Here is a 21081-nt window from a genome sequence, read left to right as displayed (position 1 = left end):
CTCAACCTCCCACCCTGCCAGCTTCCGAGGGGCAGGGCCGCAGGATATGGAAATGGTCGTACCAGTGCAGTTCATAATTCGGATCGTCGCTGACGCAGACGCAATGGCAGCAGGGCTTGGTCGCCTTGTCGTCGCGGCAGACGATCCAGCGCAGGTAGTGATCTGCGCAACCCCGGACCCAGATCAGCAGGTCCAGGTCGTCGCATTCGCAGCAGCTTTGCCGCCGGTCCGGGTTGCGGTCGTCCTTGGGCATAACCACCCGGACCGACACCGTCCGACGCTCCTTCGGACCCAGCGTGAACGAACGATCCTGCGGGTCGATCTGAACCGTCCCGGCATCCTCGCCCGCGGCAAGAACTTCGTATTTGTGGGGGCGGAAATCGCCATTCGTCACATGCAGGCAGACCTCACCCTGGGCCCCGGTGGCAAGGCGGCATTTCACCTCGCCGACGGCGCGCGGCATCCAACAGGGTTCGGGGATGTCGCAGCAGCACTCGCCCTTGGGCAGGCCCAGTCCCTTGGCCCCGTCCGCCAGCAGCGCGCCGCCCGCGACCAACGCCTTGATCAGTTCGCGGCCAAGGCCCAGCTGCGCCGCGATAAGATCGCCAAGTGCGGAATCGACCCCGCTGATATCCATGTCTGGTTTGCATTTGGAGGTCATTTGACAGCTCCGTTGATGACGGTCACGGTAATGGGCAGGTCGGCGAATTCGGTGCTGGCGACCCCGTGGTAGCGATGCCCGGGTCGCAGCGTCGGGCCGATCTCCAGCGCGAAATCGGCCGCGAATGAGGTGCCGGGGGCATGGGGGCCATAGCCCCGCGTCACCGCAAGCTTCAGGATGCCGCTATGCGCCTCGCGCAGCTTGCCGTGGAAGGTCTCGACAAAGGCGTCGATCCCCTTGATCGGGCGGACGTAAGAGGCGGCAAAGGCCGTCTCCAGTCCGTCATCGTCGAAAAGCCCGATCGCAAATGCGCGCGGCAAGGTGATTTCGGTATTGCCGTCATTCGCAAGGGCCAGCGTCGCCATTGGGGTCGCCCCCTGCGGACCGGAAAACGCCAGCTCACCCGCCAGCAGCGATACGCGAGTTTCCGGCAGCACCCGTGCAACAAAGGGCAGGGTCGCCTTGTCCGCGCCGATCGCTCCTTCATAGGCGCCCGGTGGCGTTCGGGCATCAAGGCGCAGGCGCAGCCGCGCCGCGCCGCGCCGGCCCTCGGGGCTGAATCTCAGCGCCGGGGGACCGTCCGCGGGCATGAACCGCGTGACCGGGCCCGAAACTTCGGCCCCGGCTCCAATCTGCGGGATGGTCCCGACCGCGATCAGGCGGCGTGGCGGTCCCACGAACTCCAGCGAGGCTACAGGGGTGCTGACAGCGCGCTTGGCCATGGCACGATCCTAGCCCACGGGGACCGGATCGACCGGATCCGGTCTGGTCAGCCGCTGCGGCCGCGGCTCGCATGGATAGGGCACATAGGGTTCGGTGATGAATTGCCCCTGGCCGCAAAGCGACACGCAGGCAATCTCGCGCCCGAACAGCCTGAATCCTACCTTGTAGTTCAGCGGAAGATGTCCGCGGATCGCGGGAATCTCCTTGATGCGCAGCGACAGGTCGATCGGGCGGATCTCGATCGGGGCAAGTTCTTTTACCCGCATCGTGAAATCCGTGGGAATGTCGATTCTGTAGCTGGTCGGAATATCGAGATCGAGGCCGCCGTCAACATCGATCCCAAAGGTGAATTTGGATGGAATCTTGACGCTCATGGGGAAACCCATCCCATAGAACAATGAGCTTTTCTACCACGAACCGGGGTTGATCGCAAAAGGAAACACATTCGCAAAGGTGGTATGGCGCAAGATTGTTTCCCTGTCGCCAAAAGTTCAGGCAGGCGGCTGTCTCTTTGGCGAGGCGCCTGGGCACCCCTTGCAGCAGCCAATAACATCGATAACCAAACTTATGTAATCTAACGATGTTGAGCAGAGGCCGATCCTGCGTGCTTGTCGCCGGGCGTTTCGGCCATTTCCAGAAAGCGGCGCTCGGCCAGTGACAATTGCCGCTCCTTGTGGTGCAGGACGTGAAAATCGCGGCGCGGGAGGTCAAGGGCAATGCGCGCCAACCGCCCGGTTTCGACCGAGGGCGTGACGACCAGTTCCGAGATCAGGGTCGCCCCGGCGCCGGCCTCGACCGCAGCACGGACGGATTCGTTCGAAGGCAACTCCAGCGCTACCTGAATATCGCCGATGGTCAGACCATGCGCCAGCAGCACTGCCTCGCTGACCATGCGCGTGCCCGATCCCGGCTCGCGCAGCACCCAGGGACTGGCGGCAAGGTCTAGGGCCGTGACCGGTGGCTGAGCGACCCAAGGATGGCCCGGCGCGACCACAAGCGACAACTGGTCGCCGGGCAGCGGATGGATCGACAGCGAAGCATCCTCGATATCGCCTTCGACAAAACCCAGATCGGCGCTGGCTTCGTGAACCATCTGCGCGACCTCGGCGGTATTGCCGATGGAAAGCTGCAATTCGAAGCCTGGATAGGTGCAGTGGAAACGGTGCATGATCGGAGGCAGCCAGTAATTCGCGACGGTCTGGCTGGCGGCAAGGCGCAGGGTGCCGCGCTTCAGCCCGGCCAGATCCGCCAACAGCCGTTCGGCCTGCTCGGCCCGGCCCAGCATTGCCCGCGCTTCGACCAGGAAGGAACGCCCGGCATCGGTCAGGACGATGCGCCGCCCGACGCGGTCGAACAGGCGGACGGCATGGCGCTCTTCCAACGCGGAAATGGCGGCGCTGACCGCGCTTTGGGTCAGGTTCAGAAAGGCCGCCGCCTGCGTGACATGCTCACGCTCGGCGACGGCGGCAAAGATGCGAAGCTGATCCAGCGTCATGCCAGCATGAGAACCAGAAGCAGGCTGAAAATGGAAACGAAAATCCAAGCTCCGGCACCCAGAAGCGCCGGGCGAAGACCCGCGGCTGCCAGTTTGCGGATGTCTGTTTCAAGCCCCATCGCAGCCAGCGCGGTGGCCAGCAGGAACTGGGTGATCGCCGTCGTATATGGCGCGGTGGCAGCGGGCATCCAGCCGATGCTGGCCAGCGCCACCATGACAATGAACCCCAGAACGAACCACGGCATCGGCGGGGCGGCGTGACCGGCGGTGCCGCCCTGGTGACGGGCGCGCCGGGCGGCAGCCGCCCCCAGCGCCAGCACCATCGGCGCCAGCATCATCACTCGGGTCAGCTTGGCTATGGTACCGAACTCTCCCGCCTCTTGTCCGCGGGCATAGGCCGCCGCGATCACCTGCGCGACCTCATGGATCGAGGCGCCGGTCCACAGACCGAAGGCGCGCGGCCCAAGATGCAGCACCTGCCCGATCAACGGCATCAGCACCATCGACAGCGAACCGAAGACGGTAACGCAAGCAACGGCATAGGCCACGTCCTCGTCCCGCGCTCGGGTGACGGTGTTCGTCGCCACCACCGCCGATGCCCCGCAGATCGAGCTGCCCGCCGCGATCAATTGGGTCAGTCCGCGATCCACCCCCAGCACGCGGCCCAGCCAGGTGGTGAACAGGAAGGTGCAGACCAGTGTCACCGCGATCGCCGCCAGCCCGATTCCGCCGACCGCGCCGACCTGCTGAATCGTCAGTTGCAGGCCCAGAAGCACGATCCCCGCCCGCAACACCCGGCGCAGGCAGAAGGTCACGCCGGGCTTGGCGATGGCTGGCGTGCCGATCAGGTTGTGAAAGGCCATGCCGATCAGGATGGACAGGATCAGGGGACTGAGTGCGTCGATCCCGATGACCGAGCGCAAGCCGAAGGCGGCCGCCGCGATTAGCGCCGCAAGTCCCAACCCCGGCAGGATGCGCCCTGCAGTGCTGCCTGTTTGCGCCCTCTGTGCCGGTCTACCCGCATATGCCTTGGTCGCCATATCTGCCATCCTTGGGATTTTGCTGCCCTGTGGATGTGCAGATAGCACCCGCCCTGAAAATCAATCCAATTGAATATATTGGTCCGATCAATCGGCTAAATCGAATGAATCGGCGTCGATCCGTGCCAGCACCTCGGCCGTCGGCAGCACTCGCGCGAAATCTGCCTCCAGTAGTGCCAGCGTGACATCCAGAACCGTCCGGGCGGAAAGCCCGGCATCTGGCAGCCCGAATCCCAGAATAGCATCACGCAGGACGGTCATCTCGAATCCCAGATCGGCCCCTGCCCGCACCGTGGAATTAACACAGAATCCGGCAACCGCCCCTGCGACCACAAGCCGGTGGATTCCCGCCCGGCGCAGGTGGTCGGCCAGATCGGTCGACGCGAAGGCCGACGAGGTCGACTTTACGAACACCGCCTCGCCTTCCTGCGCTTCGGCGCAGGGCATCGGACCGTGACCCGCAGAGGCCGGGTGAAAGGCCGAAGCGGGATTTTGATCCGCGTGTCGCACATGCAGCACCGGCAGACCCCGGTGGCGAAAGGCGTCGGCTAGCGCTGCGATCCGGGTGGGCGTTCCGGGATTGACGTGATCCAGCCCGGTCTCGATCCGGCGCTGTATCTCAAGCTGCATGTCGATGATGACGAGTGCCTGCATGGCGTTCCCTTTCCCCTGCCCGTTTGCGCGCCCCTGCTAGCACCCCTTGCGGACGACGGGAACGGGCGCCGCAGGTTGACGTCGCGCGAAAGATAGGGTACCCCCCTATGTCATGTCTCATACCACCAAGCAGAAATCGAAGCTTCTTGCGCGCGTGCGCCGCCTGAAGGGCCAGATCGAGGCGATCGAGCGGTCTCTGGAAGCCGAGGCCCCCTGCGGCGAGGTGCTGAACCTTGTCGCCTCGGTCCGCGGCGCGGTCTCGGGCCTCACGGCCGAATTGATCGAGGATCACATCCGCGAGCATATCTCGAACCCCGACAAGGACGACGATACGGACCGCGCCCAAGGCGCGGCTGAACTGATCGACGTCATCAGGACCTATCTGAAATGACCGACCTGACCTCGCGCCTCTCCACCCCTCACGACCATGTCTTCCTGGGCGACAGCCATGAACGGAATGAGCGCAGGACCTGGCTGGTGATTGCCATCACCGCCACGATGATGGTTGCCGAGATCGTGGCCGGAAACATCTTCGGCTCGATGGCGCTGGTCGCAGACGGCTGGCACATGTCGACCCATGCGGCGGCCATGCTGATCGCGGCGATGGCCTATCTGTTCGCGCGGCGCAATGTCCGAAACCCGCGCTTCACCTTCGGCACCGGCAAGCTGGGCGATCTTGCGGGTTTTGCCAGCGCCGTCGTGCTGGCACTGATCGCGCTGCTGATCGGCTGGGAAAGCCTGATCCGGCTTTACAACCCGGTCGCCATCAGCTTCCCACAGGCGATTTCCGTTGCCGTGCTGGGGCTGGCGGTGAACCTGCTTTGCGCCTGGTTGCTGCGGGGCGATCATCACCACCACCATCACGGGCACGATCACCACGATCACGACCAGCATGGCGGGGACAACAACCTGCGGGCCGCCTATCTGCATGTGCTGGCCGATGCGTTGACCTCGGTCCTGGCCATCGCGGCGCTGGTCATGGGCAGCCTTTACGGCCTGAACTGGATGGACCCAGCGATGGGCATCGTCGGCGGGCTGGTCATCGCCCGCTGGTCGGTGGGCCTGATCCGCGACACCGGACGGGTGCTGATGGACTATCTTCCCGAGGGTGAGGATCTTCCCGACGAAATCCGCGCCGCGATCGAAACCGGCAGCGACCGGATCACCGACCTGCATGTCTGGCAGCTTGGCCCCGGCCATCACGGCGCCATCGTCTCGATCCGGTCGGACGCGCCGCAAAGCCTGCAGGCCTATCGCGATAGGCTTGCCCATATCCACGACCTGTCCCACCTGACGATCGAGGTCGAGGCGGGTTGAGTAACCTTCACGGAAATACTGGCATCGCCGCGCGGGACGGGTAGAGATATGGGCAGCGCCGGCATCGCGAAGATCGCGGCCGGCCCCCTCCAACGCAGCCGAGGCGACATGTCCCAGCAACCTGCCATCAAGCCCCTCGACTGGGCGTTCCTGATCCTGTTGTCGCTGCTGTGGGGCGGCTCGTTCTTCCTGTCCAAGCTGGCATTGGCAGAGCTGCCGCCGCTGACCGTCGTGCTGGTCCGGGTCACGCTGGCGGCGCTGGTGCTGTTTGCCTGGCTGCGAGCCAGCGGACGCGAGATCCCGCGGTCATGGTCGGTCTGGCGCGCCTTTTTCGGGATGGGGCTGATCAACAACGTGATCCCCTTCAGCCTGCTCTTCTGGGGGCAGACCCAGATTGCAAGCGGCCTTGCCTCGATCCTGAACGCGACGACGCCGGTCTTCGCCATCCTGGTGACCAAGGCGCTTGCCCCAGAGACCGAGGTGACCGCGAACCGCCTGTTGGGCATCCTGTTCGGGATTGCCGGGGTGGCAGTGCTGGTCGGGCTGGATGCGCTGTCGGACAAGGGCTTTCCTGTGCTGCCGATGTTCGCCTGTCTGGGCGCGGCGCTGTCCTATGGCTTCGCCGGGTTCTTCGGCCAGCGCTTCCGGCAGATGGGGATCGCCCCCGCCACGGGCGCATTCGGTCAGCTGACCGCCTCGGCCGCGATGATGATCCCACTGGCGGCGGTCATCGACCAGCCCTGGACGCTGGCCGCACCTGGGCCGATCACTGTTGCGGCGCTGATCGGGCTGGCGCTGTTCTCGACCGCCTTGGGCTACGCGATCTATTTCCGCTGCCTGTCCACGATCGGCCAATTGAACACCTCTCTGGTGACCCTGATGATCCCCGCCAGCGCCATCCTGCTGGGCAGCCTGGTGCTGGGCGAACGGCTGTCTCCGAACCACTATGCGGGCCTTGTGTTGATCGGGCTGGGGCTGCTTGCGATCGACGGCCGTGCATGGAGGTTGCTGCGCGGCGAAGGTCGGGGGCGGCGGGCCTAGCCGCCCCGCAAGCCCTGCGCATCTTGAATACGAGCGTGCGGGTTTCACCGTGATCCCGTGCAATGTCGTTCGAAGGATGGGCCAGTTGTTGGTGGGCCACACCAATTGCTCGTCGCCGTCCCGCGCGAAGGGCGAGCAGGCGTGATGATAAATGAGCGCAAGTCGCAGATCTGAGAGCGAAGCCTCAATGGGTTGCCACAGCGTCAACTTCCATCGTCAGCGGCCGAGGTCACGGCACCTGTCCGCGCGGGACCGTCCGGGCGATAGGTATTGATCAGCACACCGGTCGTGGACACCTGCGACCCGGTCAACGCCAGTGACGTCGCGGGCAGGCCGGGCCGGAACAGGCGCTTGCCGTCGCCCAGCAGCACCGGAAAGATCCATGTCCGGTACTCATCGACCAGCCCGGTGGCGATCAGGCTTTGCAGCGCATCCCCGCTGCCCCAGACATGCAGGTCCGGCCCGGCCCCGGCCTTCAGGTCCGCGACGCCTTGTGCCGCATCCCCCGCGATGCGCTGCGAGCGCACCCAGCCAAGGTCCGGCGCGCCGCGGGTCATGACGTATTTCGTCGCCGCGTCAAATTTCCTGCCGATCCGGTTGTCGGCATTCTGCGGCCAATAGCCCGCCCAAAGGTCATAGGTGCGCCGCCCCAACAGCAGATCGAAGGCCCCCTCGATCAGCCCTGTCAGCAGGCCGCCCATCATCTCGTCCCAAAAGGGAACGGTCCAGCCGCCAAGGGCAAAGCCGCCGCTGCGATCCTCGTCCGGGCCCCCGGGGCCCTGCATCACGCCGTCAAGGCTGACATAGGTGATCGCGACGATCTTCCTCATCCCACCATCTCTCCCTGAGGGCGGTTCCGCACCGACGATAGCAGGAAGGCCGGGACCCCGCCAGTTCCGCTCCGACCGGCGGGGCTTCGCCGGTCCCGGTCCCGAAGGTTTGGTCGACTGACGGATCGTGGTATGATCCTACCTGCGCGCCCTACCTGGATGCAGAAAGGAAGGCCCATGCGCATGCTCGCACCTGCTTGTCTGGCCGTTATCGCGACTTTCGGCCCAGCCCCGCCCGCCGCCGCCCAAACTCTGCTTTTCCAGGGAGCCATGGAGAGTGACGACCAGTTGCGGGAGCTTTACGACGAGGCGGGCGATCTTTGCCTGCACAATCCCAGCCCCGATGTCCGCATCGCCGTCGCCTGCAAGTCGATGCTGATCTATGGCCTCGCGCTGAACGAACGCGGCTGGTGCCTTGGCCACGAAGCCGAGCCGAACGCCCTGAAGGCCTGGCATCGCTGCGAGGCGGGCTCCGACCGGTTTTCCCGCGACCAGCTGACCCTGTTCTGATCATGCAGTCCCTGCCCGCCCGGATTTTGGTCCTGATCCTTGGCCTTGTCGCGCTGGTCCCGGTCTGCGCGCTGCTGGGCTACGGGATCGGCTATCTCGTCTCGCTCAACGTCTATTCCGCGGTGCTGCACCCCGACACCTATGCCCATGACCGAGAACTTTTCGCGGGTATCATTGGGATCTTGTTCATCGGCGGGGCGCTTTACGTCCTGTCCGCTGTTTATGTGCTGTTCCGCTTTGTCTGCGCCCTGCGACGGGACCGGCGCCCGCCAGCCTAGACAGTGTCCGCGCCGCCCGGCGCCGCCTGATGGGAACGGGGCGTGGGAAACCCGGCGTTAAGGCTGCGTCGCGACCTGTTCCTGCTGGTCCTGCGCGCTTTGATGCGCCAGGGCCGCGATGATGTCGGTGCGGGTCACGATGCCGACGATGCGATGATCTTCAAGGACCGGGACGGCCTCGCAATGACCCTCGGCCATCAGGGGCAGCAACGCTGCGATCGGGGTCTGGGGGGTCGCGCGCGGGATGCGGGTTTCCATGATCTCCCAGGCGCGGGCGGGAGAACTGCGCCCCGTCAGCCGCGCCATCGCGGTGCGGAAGCCACCGGGACGGCGTGGCGAGCTTTCGCCAACGCGGCGGATCAGGTGGATCTGGAAGATGATCCCCAGGAATTCGTCCTGTCCCCGCACAACCGGCAGCGAGGTGAAGCCGTGGCGGCGGAACAGGTCGGCCACTTCGAAAAGCGGCGTCTCGGAGGTGACCGAGACCAAGTCGCGCGCCATGATATCCGCTGCGGTAGAGCCTGCGCCGTGATGGCTTGCCATGACCATCTCTGCCGCCCCGATCAGGCGGGCAAGGTCGGCGACGCCAAGGTTCATGGTCTGGTTGTAACGCTCAAGGATCGTGACCAGCTCACCCTCGCTCAGCCCGATGCGCTTGATCGGATCCAGATCTCCGGTGCCGTGGGCGTTCTTTTCCTCGAACTGGCGAAAGGGATAGCGCCGCCCCGTCAGGCGCGCATAGACAACTGCGACCAGCACCAGCGCGATCGTGCCACAGGCCACAGGTGCCAGTGCGAAATACCAGCCCAGCTTCAGCGTTGCTTCGGGGCTGAGGGCGGCGGTCATTGCCACCGCGCCCCCCGGCGGATGCAGGGCCCGGATCAGGATCATCGCGGTGATGGCCAGCCCCACCGCGACCGAGACGCGGATCACCGGATCGGCGATCACCATGCAGGTCGCGATTCCCACGAACGCGGCGACGACATTGCCCATGATCGCGGACCATGGCTGCGCCAAAGGGCTGTTCGGTGCCGCGAAAACCAGCACCGAGGTCGCCCCGAATGGCGCGATCAGGTAAAGCCCCAACCGGATGTCGACAGAGGGTGCAAGCAGGAACAAACCGGCCGCGAGCAGACCCAGGATTGCGCCGAACCCGGCCCGGACGGCCTCTCGGGGCGATGCGTGGGGAACGGCGGGGCCGACCGCACGCAGGAAATGGGTCATCGGCGTCGGCATTCCTGAGTCTCTTGCTTTGTTGTCGGATGGCAAAACCCGCTACTCCCGCAGCGGGCCGGGCGCAATCGTGCAAAGTGACCAAATGTCGGGCAGTGCCCAAAATGGCAGCTATCCGCGAACATGATGGCCAGCGACGCGCCGGATGCTTGACAGGCGTGGCCAACCCGTCGCCGAAACCTGCGCGCAAGCAGGGATTCCCGCAATATTCCCGCTGCTCTTGGTCCCCCGATCGTCTATGACTGTGGGATGAAAAAGGATCATGATTCAGGCACGGCCCCGGTCTTTTCGACGCACAGTTCGCGGCGCATCCACGGCTCCATTGCGGACTGGCTGGGACGGCAGATCGTCGCCGGGAAACTTGCCGTGGGCGAACCCGTCCCGAAAGAGATGGAGTTCGGCGAAATGGCCGGCGTCTCGCGCGGCGCCTATCGCGAGGCGCTGCGTCAAGTCGCGGCCAAGGGGATGCTGATCAGCCGCACCCGCAGCGGCACCCGCGTTGCCCCACGCGAAGGCTGGACCCTGCTGGACCCCGATGTCGTGCGCTGGTTCTTTGAATCCGGAACGCCGCCGGACTGGTTCATCGGCGCGATCTATGAACTGCGCGCGATGGTCGAACCTTCGGCCGCGGCACTGGCGGCGACGCGGCGCAGCGACGACGACCTTGTCGCTTTCCGCACCGCGCTCCACGCGATGCGGACCTGCGACATGACCGAGACAAGCTGGCACCAGGCGGATGCCAGCTTTCACCGCGCGATCCTGCGCAGTTCGCACAACCCGGTTCTGGCGACGCTTGAGGCGGGGATCTGCGCGGCGGTGGCCTTTACCACCGCCTTCCGCTATCGCGACATGCCCAATCCTCATACCCGCAATCCGGTCGAGGAACATGCTGCCGTCTTCGAGCGGATCGAGGCCCGCGATGCCGCGGGCGCCCGGCAGTTGATGGCGGAGCTGGTCGATACCGCGCTGCTCGACACCTCGGGCAGGACGGTCTTCGACCTGCGCCAGGTCAGCCCTTGACCCCCGAGGAGATCATCACCGCCTCGGTCACGCGCTTCTGGAACAGCAGATAGGCGATGGCGACCGGGGCCGCCCCCAGCAGCGCGACCGACATCACGCGGGCATAGGCGACGCCGAAGGCATCGTTCACCTGCGTGATCCCGACCGGAATCGTCATCATGTTCTCGGTCGTGATGACCAGGAAGGGCCACAGGAACGCGTTCCAGGACGAAATGAAGGTGATGATCGCCAACGCCGTGGTGATGCCCCAGTTCAGCGGCAGATAGACGCGGAACAGCATCGTGTAATCGCTGCCCCCGTCCAGCACGACCGCCTCTTTCATCTCTTTCGGGACGGCGTCGAAGAACTGCTTGTAGACGATGATGACCACCGGCACGACCAGCTGCGGTAGGATGATCCCTCCCCATTTGTTGATCAGGCCAAGATCGTTCATCAGGATGAACTGCGGCACGACCAGCACCTGCGCCGGAACCATGAAGCTGCCCAGCACGACGCCGTAAAGCAGGCGGCGACCTGGAAACTCCATCTGGCTGATGGCATAGGCGCACATCATGCCCACGACCAGCACAACCGCCGTGATGATGAGCGAGGTGCCGATCGAGTTCACATACCATTTCAGCAAGCTCGAATTGAACAGGGCGTCATAATAGGCGCTCAGGTTGAATTCGTCCGGCAGCAGGCCCGCATGTTCCGACACCACCCGGTTCTCGGTCCGGATCGAAGTCACGAAAGCCCAGTAAAGCGGAAAGATCCAGATCGCGCCTGCGACCAGCGTGAAGGCGGTCAGCGCCAGGTTTTCGAACCGTCTTTGCCGTGTCATCGACGCCCCCTGATGCGCAGCACCTGATATTGAAAGACCGAGACGGCCACGATCAGCAAAAACACCACCAGCGAGATCGCCGCCGCGTAACCGCCGTTGTTCTGCTGGAACGCCTCGCGATAGACCATCAGCAGCAGGACCGAGCTTGAGTTGAACGGCCCGCCCTCGGACAGAAGATAGACCTGGTCGAACAGCTTTAGCTGCAGGATAAGTTGCAGCGTCAGCACCAGTGTCACGACCGGCCATAAAAGCGGCCATGTGATCCGGGTGAATTGCTGCCAGCGGGTCGCCCCGTCCAGCGCCGAGGCCTCGTAAAGATCCTGGGGAATGTTGCGCAGCCCAGCCAGCAGCAGCAGCACGTTGAAGCCGTTGGTCCACCAGACCGTGACCAGTGCGATCATCGGCATGACCCAATGCGGGTTCTTGAAGACCGGCACCGGCTTTCCGGCGATCAGTTCAAGCACGGGTTGCAGGATGCCGAACTGAAAGTCCAGCATCCAGGCCCAGATCTGGGTCACGACCGAGACGGGCAGGATATAGGGCAGAAAGAACAGCGCTAGCGCCAGCGCCTGTACCCTGCCCGACAGGCGCTGCACCATCAGCGCGATGCCAAGCGCGATGGCGGTGGTCGGGATTACCGTCAGCAGCACGAAATAGCCGTTGTTCTTCAGCGAGGTATAGAACAGCCGGTCGGCCAGAAGGTGGCGGTAGTTTTCAAGCCCGATCCAGTCCCCGCCGCCGATCAGCGTCGCGTTGGTAAAGCTCAGCCGGATGACCTCGGTGATCGGATAGGCAAAGACCAGCGCGAAGATCGCGACGAAGGGGAGGATCAGGGAATAGGCGACAAGCCGGTGCCGCCTCTGGTTTCGTATCATCGCCATGGGCGGTCCTTTTCGGGTGCGCGGCCCCCGGAATGATCCGGGGGCCGTGATGGTCCTACTTCATCGCCCCTTCGATTTCGGCACGGAATTGCGCGATCGCTTCATCCGCGGGCATATAGCCGTGGATCGCGGGGGCAAGGACATTGACCGCCGCGTCATAGACGGGCGAGGCGACGCCAGCGACCGGGCTGCGCGGATCATAGGTGGCGTGGTCGGCAAGGCCGGCATAGTTCGAGTTCGGCTTCATCGCCTTGAACTCGTCGGAAGAGGCGACCGGCTTGTAGGCCGGGATATGGCCCGCCGCCGCCCAGGCCAGCGAATGCTTCTCCATCCAGCCGATCAGCTTCATCACGGCCGCACGTTTTTCAGGCGACATCTCGGACTTGCCTTGGATCGGGATCGCCCAGCCGTGGCTGTCGGCCCAGTTGGTCTGCTTGCCCATCAGCGGCGGGATTTCGGCCACGCCCCATTCGAAGCCAAGTTCCTTCTTCGCCTCCAGATCGACCATGGTCGGGACTTCCCAGGCGCCGTTGAAGAAGAAAGCGGACTTGCCCGAGGTGAACAGCGCGACCGAAGCCTCGTAAAGCGCCTGTTCGGGCTGCCAGCCGTTCTCATACCACTTGGTCATGATCTCAACCGCGCGCACCGCCTTGTCGGCGCTGTCGCCGGGCAGGACCTGGCCATCGGCCGAGATCAGCTCGCCCCCCTGCTGCGCAAGCAAGGTATAGAAGACACGATAGACGCCGCCATCATCGCCCGTGGCGTAGGAAATCGGCGCGGTCGAGCCCTTTTCCTTGGCGGCGGCCAGTGCGCCTTCGAACCCTTCCAGCGAATCCACGCCCGTCAGGTTGCCGTCTGCGTCCAGATAGGGCGTCCCCTCCAGCAGCTTCTTGTTGTAGAACAGCAAGGTCGAATGGATGTCGAAGGGCACCGCGTAAAGCGTGCCGTCCGGTCCCTTTGCCGCGGCCAGCGCCGGGGCATAAAAATCGTCCTGCTTCAGATCAGCCGCGGCAAGGTCGGCATCGGTGATGGGCGTCAGGATGCCTTCCTTCAGCCCCATCGGCAGTCGCGACAGGTGATAGGTCATCACGTCCGGCCCCTGCCCCACCGCGGCCGAGGTGCGCACCTTGGTATAGAAGGGCGTGCCCCATTCCAGCGTTGTCGCATTGACCTTGATATCGGGGTTTTCCTCGTTGAACTGCTGGATCAGGGCCTTCATCCGCACGCCGTCGCCGCCGGCGAAGAAATCCCACCAGGTGATGTTCTGGGTTTCGGCCATGACCGGCATCGCGCCGCTCAGCAGCGCCGCCGTCACCAGCGAGGTAAACAGTTTCATTCTTCTCTCCCCTTTTTGACCGGACTCTCCCCGTCCGGATTGGTCAGCGCAGCCGATTTCCCTCGGGTGCGAAGCAAAGGACCCGTGTCGGGTCCGCTGCCAGTTTGATGCGCTGGCCATCCAGCCGGTCGCGCAATCCGCGACGTTCGAAAACGATGTCCGCCCCCGATGTCAGCCGACAATGGACAAAGGCGTTGCCGCCCAGTTCCTCGGCCATCTCGACCGTAACCGGGATGCCGGTTTCCGCAGGTGCCAGGCTTTCCGGGCGGATGCCGACGATGACCGCGGCACCCTCGGACGGCCGGTCCTGCAAGTGCACGTCGACCTCGCCTTGCTCGGCGGCGACGCGGATGCCCCGGGGTGTCTGCGCAATCACGGTCCCAGCCATGAAGTTCATCGCGGGCGAGCCGATGAAGCCCGCGACAAAACGGTTGTCGGGGTCGTCGTAGAGCCGCAACGGCGCGCCCGCCTGTTGAACCACGCCGCCGCGCAGGACGAAGATGTCGTCGGCCAGCGTCATCGCCTCGACCTGGTCATGCGTGACATAGATCATCGTCGCGCCGATCTGGTTGTGCAGGCGGCTGAGTTCCAGCCGCATCTGCACGCGCAGTTCCGCGTCAAGGTTCGACAAGGGCTCGTCGAAAAGGAACACCTCGGGTTCGCGCACGATGGCGCGGCCGATGGCGACGCGCTGGCGCTGCCCGCCCGAAAGCTGGGCGGGGCGCTTGTCCAGATGGTCGGTCAGTTGCAGGATGCGGGCGGCCTCGCGAACCTTTTCCTCGCGCTCGGCACGCGACTTTCGCGCCAGCCGAAGGGAAAAGGCCATGTTCTCGGCCACGCTCAGATGCGGATAAAGCGCATAGGACTGGAACACCATTGCGACCCCGCGGCGGGCGGGTTCGACCTGGGTCACGTCGCGCCCGCCGATCTGGATCATGCCCGAGGTCGTGTCCTCAAGCCCGGCGATCATCCGCAGCAAGGTCGACTTGCCGCAGCCCGAAGGGCCGACGAAGACGCCAAAATCGCCCTTTTCGACGGTCAGCGACACGTCACGGATGACATCGACGCCACCGAAGGACTTTCGCACATTGCGCAGGACAACGCCCGACATGCGTCAGACCTTCAGCCGGACGACGTGATAGGACAGCGGCGCAAGCTTGCCGCCAAGCGCGCCATCCTCGACCGCAAGACCCTTGCCGTCCGTGGGCGCGATCGGTTCGGCATCCGGGCCGTTCGTCGCCATCAGGTCATGCCCCTCGATCACCTTGTGGAACTCGACCGTCGCGCCGGGATAGCCGGTCAGCGACAGGCGCAGGTCCAGCGTCTCGGTCAGGTGGCGGTTGACGATGAAGACCGTGACCGTGCCGTCCCGCGTGACGGCGCTGATGTCCAGGTAATCGACGTCCGAGGCGACCTCGCAATCGTATTTCGGCCCGTCCACCGCGACACGCAGCGCCGTGCCGCGCCCGTAAAGCGAAGCCAACTGATAGGGCCAGTAGATCGACTGCCGCCACGCCTTGCCGCCCTTGTCGGCGCGGATCGGGGCGATGACGTTCACCAGCTGCGCGATGCAGGCGATCTTCACCCGGTCCGAGCGGCGGATGAATTCGTTCAGAAGCCCAGCGACGAACAGCGTGTCCTCGAAAGTGTAGTCCTCTTCCAGCAGGGCGGGCGCCTCGGGCCAGTCCCAGCTGCGCCAGCGCCGCGAATCCTCTTCGCGCCGGTGATACCAGACGTTCCATTCGTCGAAGCAGATATAGACGTCGTTCTTGGCCCGCTTCTTGGCCTTGACGAAGTCGATCACCCCGCCGATCGCGTTGATATAGCGGCCGGTTTCCTCGATCTTGCCGAAGAAGTTCAGCGTGTCGCGCGACGAGTTGCCGAAATACTTGTGCAGCGAGATATAGTCGACATGCTCATAGCATTCTTCCAGCACCGAGCGTTCCCATTCGGGATAGGTCGGCATCTGGTCGTTGGACGACCCGCAGACGATCAGTTCGGCATCCGGGGTCATCGCGCGCAGCGCCTTGGCGGTTTCATCCGCCAGCCGGCCATATTCGCGCGCCTGCTTCGCACCGATCTGCCACGGGCCGTCCATCTCGTTGCCCAGGCACCACATCTTGACGTTATAGGGCTTTTCTACCCCATGCTTGCGGCGCAGATCGGACCAGTAGCTGCCAGAGGGATGGTTCACATATTCCATGAAGTTGCGGGCTTCCTCGATCCCCCGCGACCCCAGGTTGACGGCCAGCATCATGTCGATGCCCAGTTCATCCGCCCACGTGGCGAATTCGTTGATGCCGACCTGGTTCGTTTCCTTGCTGCGCCAGGCAAGGTCCAGGCGCACCGGACGGTCTTCCTTGGGGCCGATGCCGTCTTCCCAGTTATACGAGGACACGAAGTTGCCGCCCGGATAACGGATCGCCGGGATATTCAGATCGCGCACCAGTTGCGCGACATCGCGGCGAAAGCCGTTCCCGTCCGCCTGCGCATGGCCCGGCTCATAGATGCCGGAATAGATGGCGCGGCCCATATGCTCGATGAAGGCGGCGTAAAGCCTGTCGTCGATTTCGGAAATCGCGAAATCGCGATGGATGGCGGCGTTGACCCGCATGGATCCCTCTCTCCCTTAATTTGTCTTACAAATAAAAAGTGGCGTCGGACCTGTCAAACACTTCTTCACGGCAGGGCGCGCCCCGCCCCCTTTCACCCGTCGCCAATCCGGTGCAAGACTGCCGCCCCGACTGTCCTCGCAGGGAAATCCGCATGACCACGCTTTACATCGACGCCGACGCCTGCCCCGTGAAGGCCGAGGCAGAGCGCGTCGCGACGCGCCTGCGCCTGCCGATGGTGCTCGTCTGCAATGGTGGATTGCGCCCGTCCGCCAATCCGCTGGTCTCACTGGTGATCGTGCAGGAGGGGCCGGACATGGCCGATCGCTGGATCGCCGAACATTGCGGTCCGGGCGATGTCGTCGTCACCGCCGACATCCCACTGGCTGACCGCTGCCTGAAAGCCGGGGCGCAGGTCGTGCAGCCGAATGGCGAGGTGCTGGACATGGCCAATATCGGCCCGCGCCTTGCGACCCGCGACCTGATGAGCGACCTGCGCGCCGCCAATCCCTTCCTGCAGGGCGGCGGGGCCGGGTTTTCCAAGGCTGACCGCGCCCGTTTCCTGCAGGCGCTGGACCGGATGATGACCGCGGCGCTGCGGGTGCCGCGGGGCTGAACCGACTTAGGCCATGGGGCGATACTGGCGCTCGATCTCCAACAGGCGCTGCTTGCGCCACAGCCCACCGCCATATCCGGTCAGGGATCCGTCCGCGCCCATCACTCGGTGGCAAGGGACCATCAGCGCGATCTGGTTCGCACCGTTTGCCCGCGCCACGGCCCGCGTCGCCGAAGGACGCCCGATCCGCCGCGCGACATCGGCATAGCTGCGGATTTCCCCGGCCGGGATGCGGCGCAACTCGTCCCACACCTCGCGGCTGAAGGCGCTGCCAAGCTGATGCACGGGGGTGGAAAAGCGGGGCAACCGCCCGGCGAAAAAGGCCTCAAGCTCGGCCGCTGCCTGTTCGGTGATGCGGGTGCGGCCCAGCCCCAGCCCGCCCGGTGTGGCCGCCAGCAGCTTCTGCAATTCCGTCGGCAGGGCCTTACGATCCACGAATTCCAGCAAGTGCAGGTGGGTGTCGCTCGCCACGGCCACCATGTCGCCAAGGGGCGTCGGAATCCAGCTTGCGCGCAAATGGCCCCCGTGCGCCAACTCGGCCGGGGCCGCGCCCAGGATCCGGGCAAAGGCCACGCGGAAGGCGCTGGCCGATTCGAAGCCCGCATCCACTTGCGCCGCGATCACCGGGCCGCCGCCCGACAGCGTCTCGAACCCCTCGCGCAGGCGCCGTTGCCGCGCCATCTCAAGAAATGTCATGCCGAAATGCCGCCGGAAGCTACGCCGTACGGTGGACAGGTCATGCCCCATGTCCTTCAGATCCTGTTCGCTCCAGCGCCGTCCCGGCTGGTCGTCCAGCGCCCGCAGTAACGCGGCGATGGTCGGATCCGACCCTGCCGCGGCCTGCAGCGGATGGCAGCGCAGGCAGGGACGGAACCCGGCCTCGATGCATTCGCCGATGGTGGCGCGGAAGGTGCAATTGGTGGACAGGGGCTTGCGCGCCGGACAGGTCAGCCGGCAAAAGACCCCGGTCGACGCCACGCAAACATAGGCCTGTCCGTCAAACCGCGCATCGCGGGACAGCAGGGCCTGATACAGGGTGTCATGGTCTGGAAGATCGAACAGCATGGCCTCTGTTAGCACCATGAACGCGGCCGGTGGGCCGGAAATCGGGCGTCTATTGCAGAAATTCCCCCTGACCTTCGTCCGGTACTGTCCAGCCTGCCTTGGCAAAACGCCGCGAAGCGGCGATAAGGCCCGCGAATCCTGTTCCGAGCGTTCATGCCCAAAGAGATCGAACGAAAATTCCTGGTCGCGAACGATCTGTGGCGCGCGCAGGTCCTGCGCAAGGTCAACCTACGCGACGGCCTTGTCGCGGTCGAGGATGGCCGCAAGGTCCGCATCCGCTTTTATGACGACCGTGCCACTCTGACCGTCAAGGGCAAGCGAATCGGCATCAGCCGCGACGAATTCGAGTACGAGATCCCGGCGACCGACGCGCGTATCATGCTGGAGCAGCATTGCGACAGCGCGATCCTGGAAAAGACGCGCCACCACATTATGGCCGACGGACAGGAATGGGTGGTCGACGAATATCACGGCCTGCTTGAAGGGGTGGTGCTGGCCGAGATCGAATTGCCGTCCGAAGATGCGGCCATCTCGTCCCCGCCCTGGCTGGGCGAGGAGGTCACCGGCAACGACGATTACCGCAAGACCAACATGGTGCGCGCCCGCCTCGCCAGCTGAAAAACCCAAGGCGCGCGAAACGCCCGTTTCTTGCGCGACAGTGCCATTTTGCGACGAATCCTGCCGCCGGAGCGCCGTTTTCCACTGATGCTTCGCATGATCTTTTGCCCAAGCGGTGCCAGACTTCGTCTCAGCAACATCCGCAGGGCAGAGGAGGAAACCATGAGGATCGGGTGCCCGAAAGAGATCAAGCCGCAGGAATTCCGCGTGGGTCTGACCCCCGCCGCCGTGGCCGAGGTGGTGGGCCGCGGGCACGAGGTTCTGGTAGAAACCGGCGCCGGCCAGGGCTCCGGCTTCACGGACCTGGACTATCAGGCTGCGGGCGCGGGCATTGCGCCCGACGCCGCGGCGGTGTTTGCCGGGGCCGAGATGATCGTGAAGGTAAAGGAACCTCAGGCGGCTGAGCGCGCCATGCTGAGGCGGGGACAGGTGCTGTTCACCTATCTGCACCTTGCTCCGGACCCGGCGCAGACGCGCGATCTGCTGGCCTCGGGCGTAACATCCATCGCGTATGAGACGGTGACCGATGCGCGCGGCGGCCTGCCCCTTCTGGCGCCGATGTCCGAGGTCGCCGGTCGCCTTGCCCCGCAGGTCGGATCATGGGCGCTGCAAAAGGCCAATGGCGGGCGCGGCGTCCTGATGGGGGGTGTGCCCGGCGTGCGCCCGGCCAATGTCCTGATCATCGGCGGCGGCGTAGTCGGCGCGGCGGCGGCGCGGGTCGCGGTAGGCATGGGCGCAAACGTGACCGTCATGGACCGCTCGGTCGCGCGCCTGTCCTATCTGGACGACATCTTCATGGGCAAGCTGACCACGCAATATGCCAGCAGCGCCGCCACGGCCGAGCTTTTGACAACCGCCGACATGGTGATCGGTGCGGTGCTGGTGCCGGGGGCGGCGGCACCCAAGCTGGTGACGCGGGCGCAGCTTGCCACCATGCCACCCGGCGCGGTTCTGGTCGACGTGGCCATCGATCAGGGTGGCTGCTTCGAGACATCGCGCCCGACCACCCATCACGACCCCATCTATGAGGTGGACGGCATCATCCATTACTGCGTCGCGAACATGCCCGGTGCGGTGGCGCGGACCTCGACCCAGGCGCTGGGGAACGCGACGCTGCCCTTTGTCCTCGCGCTGGCCGATCACGGCTGGCGGCGCGCGATCCAGCACGATCCCCATCTGCGCGCGGGACTGGCGACGCATGAGGGGCGGCTGACCTCGCCCCCGGTTGGGGCGGCGCTTGGTCTGGCCTCGCTCACGCCTGAGGAGCTGCTGGCAAGCTGATCCGACAGTAGCGGGCGGGGTCACAGAAAGCCGATCCAGCGCCCCGCCACAAGGCAGCCCAGCCATGCCAGAACCGACAGGGCGGCCAGGATCCGGGTCGGAGCATCGACGGTTCCATGCCGAACCACGCGTGCCCAACCCGGATTCACGTGCTGCAACGCGACATTGATCAGTGCCAGCGATAGCAGCACCATTTTCCAGATGAAGGCGCCATTTCCAAGATATTCCCGCGGCTTGACCGCGAACAGTGCAAAGCCAGTGAGCAACGCCAGGGTCAAACCGATCCCGGCCGCGCGCGACAGGAATGGTGCCAGCACCTGCAGGGGCGTACTCCCACCCAGCAGCAGCCGCAGATCAAGGGGCAGGATCGCGCCCAGCAGCAGCCCAATCCCCAGCACATGCGCCGCATTCACCAAGGGATAAAGTGCGCCGGGTCGGCGCAGCGCCTCGGCCAGGGTCCAATGCTCGATCCAGACGGCGAGCTGGTCCAAGGCGCTAATCCTTGCGGATGCGATCGGGATAGATGTCGAAGACCTTGCCGTCGATTACCACCTGCACCGCCTTCATGTGCGGTCGGTCGCGGTCCTTGTTGCGGTTTCCGATCACGACGATGGCCGCGCCCTCGGGCGCCACATCCTGGGTGAAGCCAGAGCGCGCGGTCTGGTTCGGGTTGGCAAGATCCACCTGCCACAGCGTCCCGTCCGTGGCCTTGACGCGCAGCGAAGGATGGGGCGGGCTCATCGAGACCGAGGCGATGGTGCCCTCGATCCGCGACTGCTCGGGCTCGGCCCAGGACCAGCCGTGATGGGCCAAGGCGGGAATGGACCCCAGCCCGCAGGCCAGGGCGACAAAGGTCGCGATCAGGTGGCGGCGACAGATCAGCATGTGCGTCTCCCGGCTTGGGGGCGATCCTTCGCAGAGCCCAATGATAACCCGGAACCGCCCCGCCGGGCTGTGACAATCGCGTTATCGAAGCGGGTGCACGGCGGTATTTGCGGCACGCCCCGCCGGGGGGATCCGCCGCTTTTGCCCTGCCCGGTCATTCAGGCT

At 64.8% G+C, this 21081-nt stretch carries 25 protein-coding genes; 9 read left to right on the top strand and 16 right to left on the bottom strand.

Annotation, left to right across the window (positions count from 1 at the left end):
• Position 1: 1 nt before the first annotated feature.
• From RM190_RS11465 to RM190_RS11440, 6 genes are all read right to left on the bottom strand, one after another.
• Positions 2–637 (bottom strand): COG1470 family protein, encoded by a 636-nt coding sequence (locus RM190_RS11465; RefSeq protein WP_311759580.1) that lies wholly within the window; start codon positions 635–637, stop codon positions 2–4.
• 20 nt (positions 638–657) lie between these two features.
• A complete protein-coding gene (locus RM190_RS11460) occupies positions 658–1383 on the bottom strand; it encodes a hypothetical protein (protein WP_311759579.1) in 726 nt (241 codons plus the stop codon).
• 9 nt (positions 1384–1392) lie between these two features.
• Positions 1393–1758 (bottom strand): hypothetical protein, encoded by a 366-nt coding sequence (locus RM190_RS11455; protein ID WP_311759578.1) that lies wholly within the window; start codon positions 1756–1758, stop codon positions 1393–1395.
• 200 nt (positions 1759–1958) lie between these two features.
• On the bottom strand, positions 1959–2879 hold the full coding sequence (locus RM190_RS11450; RefSeq protein ID WP_311759577.1) for a LysR family transcriptional regulator: 921 nt from the start codon (positions 2877–2879) through the stop codon (positions 1959–1961).
• Positions 2876–3919: a YeiH family protein gene (locus tag RM190_RS11445; RefSeq protein WP_311759576.1), complete on the bottom strand. Its 1044-nt coding sequence runs from the start codon at positions 3917–3919 to the stop codon at positions 2876–2878. The genes RM190_RS11450 and RM190_RS11445 overlap by 4 nt, the downstream gene beginning before the upstream one ends.
• An 87-nt stretch (positions 3920–4006) precedes the next feature.
• Complete coding sequence (locus RM190_RS11440; RefSeq protein WP_311759575.1) at positions 4007–4573, bottom strand: isochorismatase family protein; 567 nt, start codon at positions 4571–4573, stop codon at positions 4007–4009.
• A 112-nt stretch (positions 4574–4685) separates the two neighbouring features.
• Here RM190_RS11440 and RM190_RS11435 point away from each other — a divergent pair, with 112 nt between their 5' ends.
• From RM190_RS11435 to RM190_RS11425, 3 genes are all read left to right on the top strand, one after another.
• Complete coding sequence (locus tag RM190_RS11435) at positions 4686–4964, top strand: metal/formaldehyde-sensitive transcriptional repressor (protein WP_311759574.1); 279 nt, start codon at positions 4686–4688, stop codon at positions 4962–4964.
• Complete coding sequence (gene dmeF, locus RM190_RS11430) at positions 4961–5890, top strand: CDF family Co(II)/Ni(II) efflux transporter DmeF (protein WP_311759573.1); 930 nt, start codon at positions 4961–4963, stop codon at positions 5888–5890. The genes RM190_RS11435 and dmeF overlap by 4 nt, the downstream gene beginning before the upstream one ends.
• 108 nt (positions 5891–5998) lie before the next feature.
• Positions 5999–6931: a DMT family transporter gene (locus tag RM190_RS11425; protein WP_311759572.1), complete on the top strand. Its 933-nt coding sequence runs from the start codon at positions 5999–6001 to the stop codon at positions 6929–6931.
• Between the two features lie 203 nt (positions 6932–7134).
• On the opposite strand, the gene RM190_RS11420 is transcribed toward RM190_RS11425, so the two are convergent.
• Positions 7135–7761: a dihydrofolate reductase family protein gene (locus tag RM190_RS11420; protein WP_311759571.1), complete on the bottom strand. Its 627-nt coding sequence runs from the start codon at positions 7759–7761 to the stop codon at positions 7135–7137.
• 270 nt (positions 7762–8031) lie between these two features.
• Here RM190_RS11420 and RM190_RS11415 point away from each other — a divergent pair, with 270 nt between their 5' ends.
• Both RM190_RS11415 and RM190_RS11410 read left to right on the top strand, forming a co-directional pair.
• Positions 8032–8271 carry a hypothetical protein gene (locus RM190_RS11415; RefSeq protein WP_311759570.1) on the top strand — a complete coding sequence of 80 codons (240 nt, stop codon included), beginning with the start codon at positions 8032–8034 and terminating at the stop codon, positions 8269–8271.
• Between the two features lie 2 nt (positions 8272–8273).
• Positions 8274–8549 carry a hypothetical protein gene (locus RM190_RS11410; RefSeq protein WP_311759569.1) on the top strand — a complete coding sequence of 92 codons (276 nt, stop codon included), beginning with the start codon at positions 8274–8276 and terminating at the stop codon, positions 8547–8549.
• A 57-nt stretch (positions 8550–8606) separates the two neighbouring features.
• Here the strand turns inward: RM190_RS11410 and RM190_RS11405 are convergent, their stop codons facing one another.
• Positions 8607–9773: an HPP family protein gene (locus tag RM190_RS11405; protein WP_311759568.1), complete on the bottom strand. Its 1167-nt coding sequence runs from the start codon at positions 9771–9773 to the stop codon at positions 8607–8609.
• A gap of 258 nt (positions 9774–10031) precedes the next feature.
• Here RM190_RS11405 and RM190_RS11400 point away from each other — a divergent pair, with 258 nt between their 5' ends.
• A complete protein-coding gene (locus RM190_RS11400) occupies positions 10032–10802 on the top strand; it encodes a FadR/GntR family transcriptional regulator (protein WP_311759567.1) in 771 nt (256 codons plus the stop codon).
• Here the strand turns inward: RM190_RS11400 and RM190_RS11395 are convergent.
• From RM190_RS11395 to arfA, 5 genes are read right to left on the bottom strand one after another with little or no spacing between them, the layout of a single operon-like run.
• Positions 10792–11622 (bottom strand): carbohydrate ABC transporter permease, encoded by an 831-nt coding sequence (locus RM190_RS11395; protein ID WP_311759566.1) that lies wholly within the window; start codon positions 11620–11622, stop codon positions 10792–10794. The two genes, RM190_RS11400 and RM190_RS11395, sit on opposite strands and share 11 nt — an antisense overlap.
• Positions 11619–12503 (bottom strand): carbohydrate ABC transporter permease, encoded by an 885-nt coding sequence (locus RM190_RS11390; RefSeq protein ID WP_311759565.1) that lies wholly within the window; start codon positions 12501–12503, stop codon positions 11619–11621. The genes RM190_RS11395 and RM190_RS11390 overlap by 4 nt, the downstream gene beginning before the upstream one ends.
• Positions 12504–12558: 55 nt before the next feature.
• On the bottom strand, positions 12559–13839 hold the full coding sequence (locus RM190_RS11385) for an extracellular solute-binding protein (RefSeq protein WP_311759564.1): 1281 nt from the start codon (positions 13837–13839) through the stop codon (positions 12559–12561).
• Between the two features lie 43 nt (positions 13840–13882).
• A complete protein-coding gene (locus RM190_RS11380; protein WP_311759563.1) occupies positions 13883–14950 on the bottom strand; it encodes an ABC transporter ATP-binding protein in 1068 nt (355 codons plus the stop codon).
• A 3-nt stretch (positions 14951–14953) separates the two neighbouring features.
• Positions 14954–16453 (bottom strand): arabinosylfuranosidase ArfA, encoded by a 1500-nt coding sequence (arfA, locus tag RM190_RS11375; RefSeq protein WP_311759562.1) that lies wholly within the window; start codon positions 16451–16453, stop codon positions 14954–14956.
• A gap of 152 nt (positions 16454–16605) precedes the next feature.
• Here arfA and RM190_RS11370 point away from each other — a divergent pair, with 152 nt between their 5' ends.
• Positions 16606–17067 (top strand): YaiI/YqxD family protein, encoded by a 462-nt coding sequence (locus RM190_RS11370; protein WP_311759561.1) that lies wholly within the window; start codon positions 16606–16608, stop codon positions 17065–17067.
• A 6-nt stretch (positions 17068–17073) separates the two neighbouring features.
• Here the strand turns inward: RM190_RS11370 and RM190_RS11365 are convergent, their stop codons facing one another.
• Entirely contained in the window at positions 17074–18132 is a 1059-nt protein-coding gene (locus tag RM190_RS11365; RefSeq protein ID WP_311759560.1) for a bifunctional transcriptional activator/DNA repair enzyme AdaA, read from the bottom strand.
• A 153-nt stretch (positions 18133–18285) separates the two neighbouring features.
• Between RM190_RS11365 and RM190_RS11360 the strand changes: the two genes are divergently transcribed.
• Together RM190_RS11360 and ald are read left to right on the top strand one after the other, a co-directional pair.
• On the top strand, positions 18286–18750 hold the full coding sequence (locus RM190_RS11360; protein ID WP_311759559.1) for a CYTH domain-containing protein: 465 nt from the start codon (positions 18286–18288) through the stop codon (positions 18748–18750).
• A 162-nt stretch (positions 18751–18912) separates the two neighbouring features.
• Entirely contained in the window at positions 18913–20031 is a 1119-nt protein-coding gene (ald, locus tag RM190_RS11355; protein WP_311759558.1) for an alanine dehydrogenase, read from the top strand.
• Between the two features lie 20 nt (positions 20032–20051).
• On the opposite strand, the gene RM190_RS11350 is transcribed toward ald, so the two are convergent.
• Both RM190_RS11350 and RM190_RS11345 read right to left on the bottom strand, forming a co-directional pair.
• Positions 20052–20522 carry a DUF2214 domain-containing protein gene (locus tag RM190_RS11350; protein WP_311759557.1) on the bottom strand — a complete coding sequence of 157 codons (471 nt, stop codon included), beginning with the start codon at positions 20520–20522 and terminating at the stop codon, positions 20052–20054.
• Between the two features lie 4 nt (positions 20523–20526).
• A complete protein-coding gene (locus tag RM190_RS11345) occupies positions 20527–20916 on the bottom strand; it encodes a DUF6152 family protein (RefSeq protein ID WP_311759556.1) in 390 nt (129 codons plus the stop codon).
• Between the last annotated feature and the right edge of the window lie 165 nt (positions 20917–21081).

The sequence above is a fragment of the Paracoccus broussonetiae genome, assembly GCF_031854425.1.
Taxonomy (GTDB): domain Bacteria; phylum Pseudomonadota; class Alphaproteobacteria; order Rhodobacterales; family Rhodobacteraceae; genus Paracoccus; species Paracoccus broussonetiae.
The sequence above is the reverse complement of the archived record's forward strand: the minus strand, read 5'-3'. Positions and strand labels throughout refer to the sequence as shown.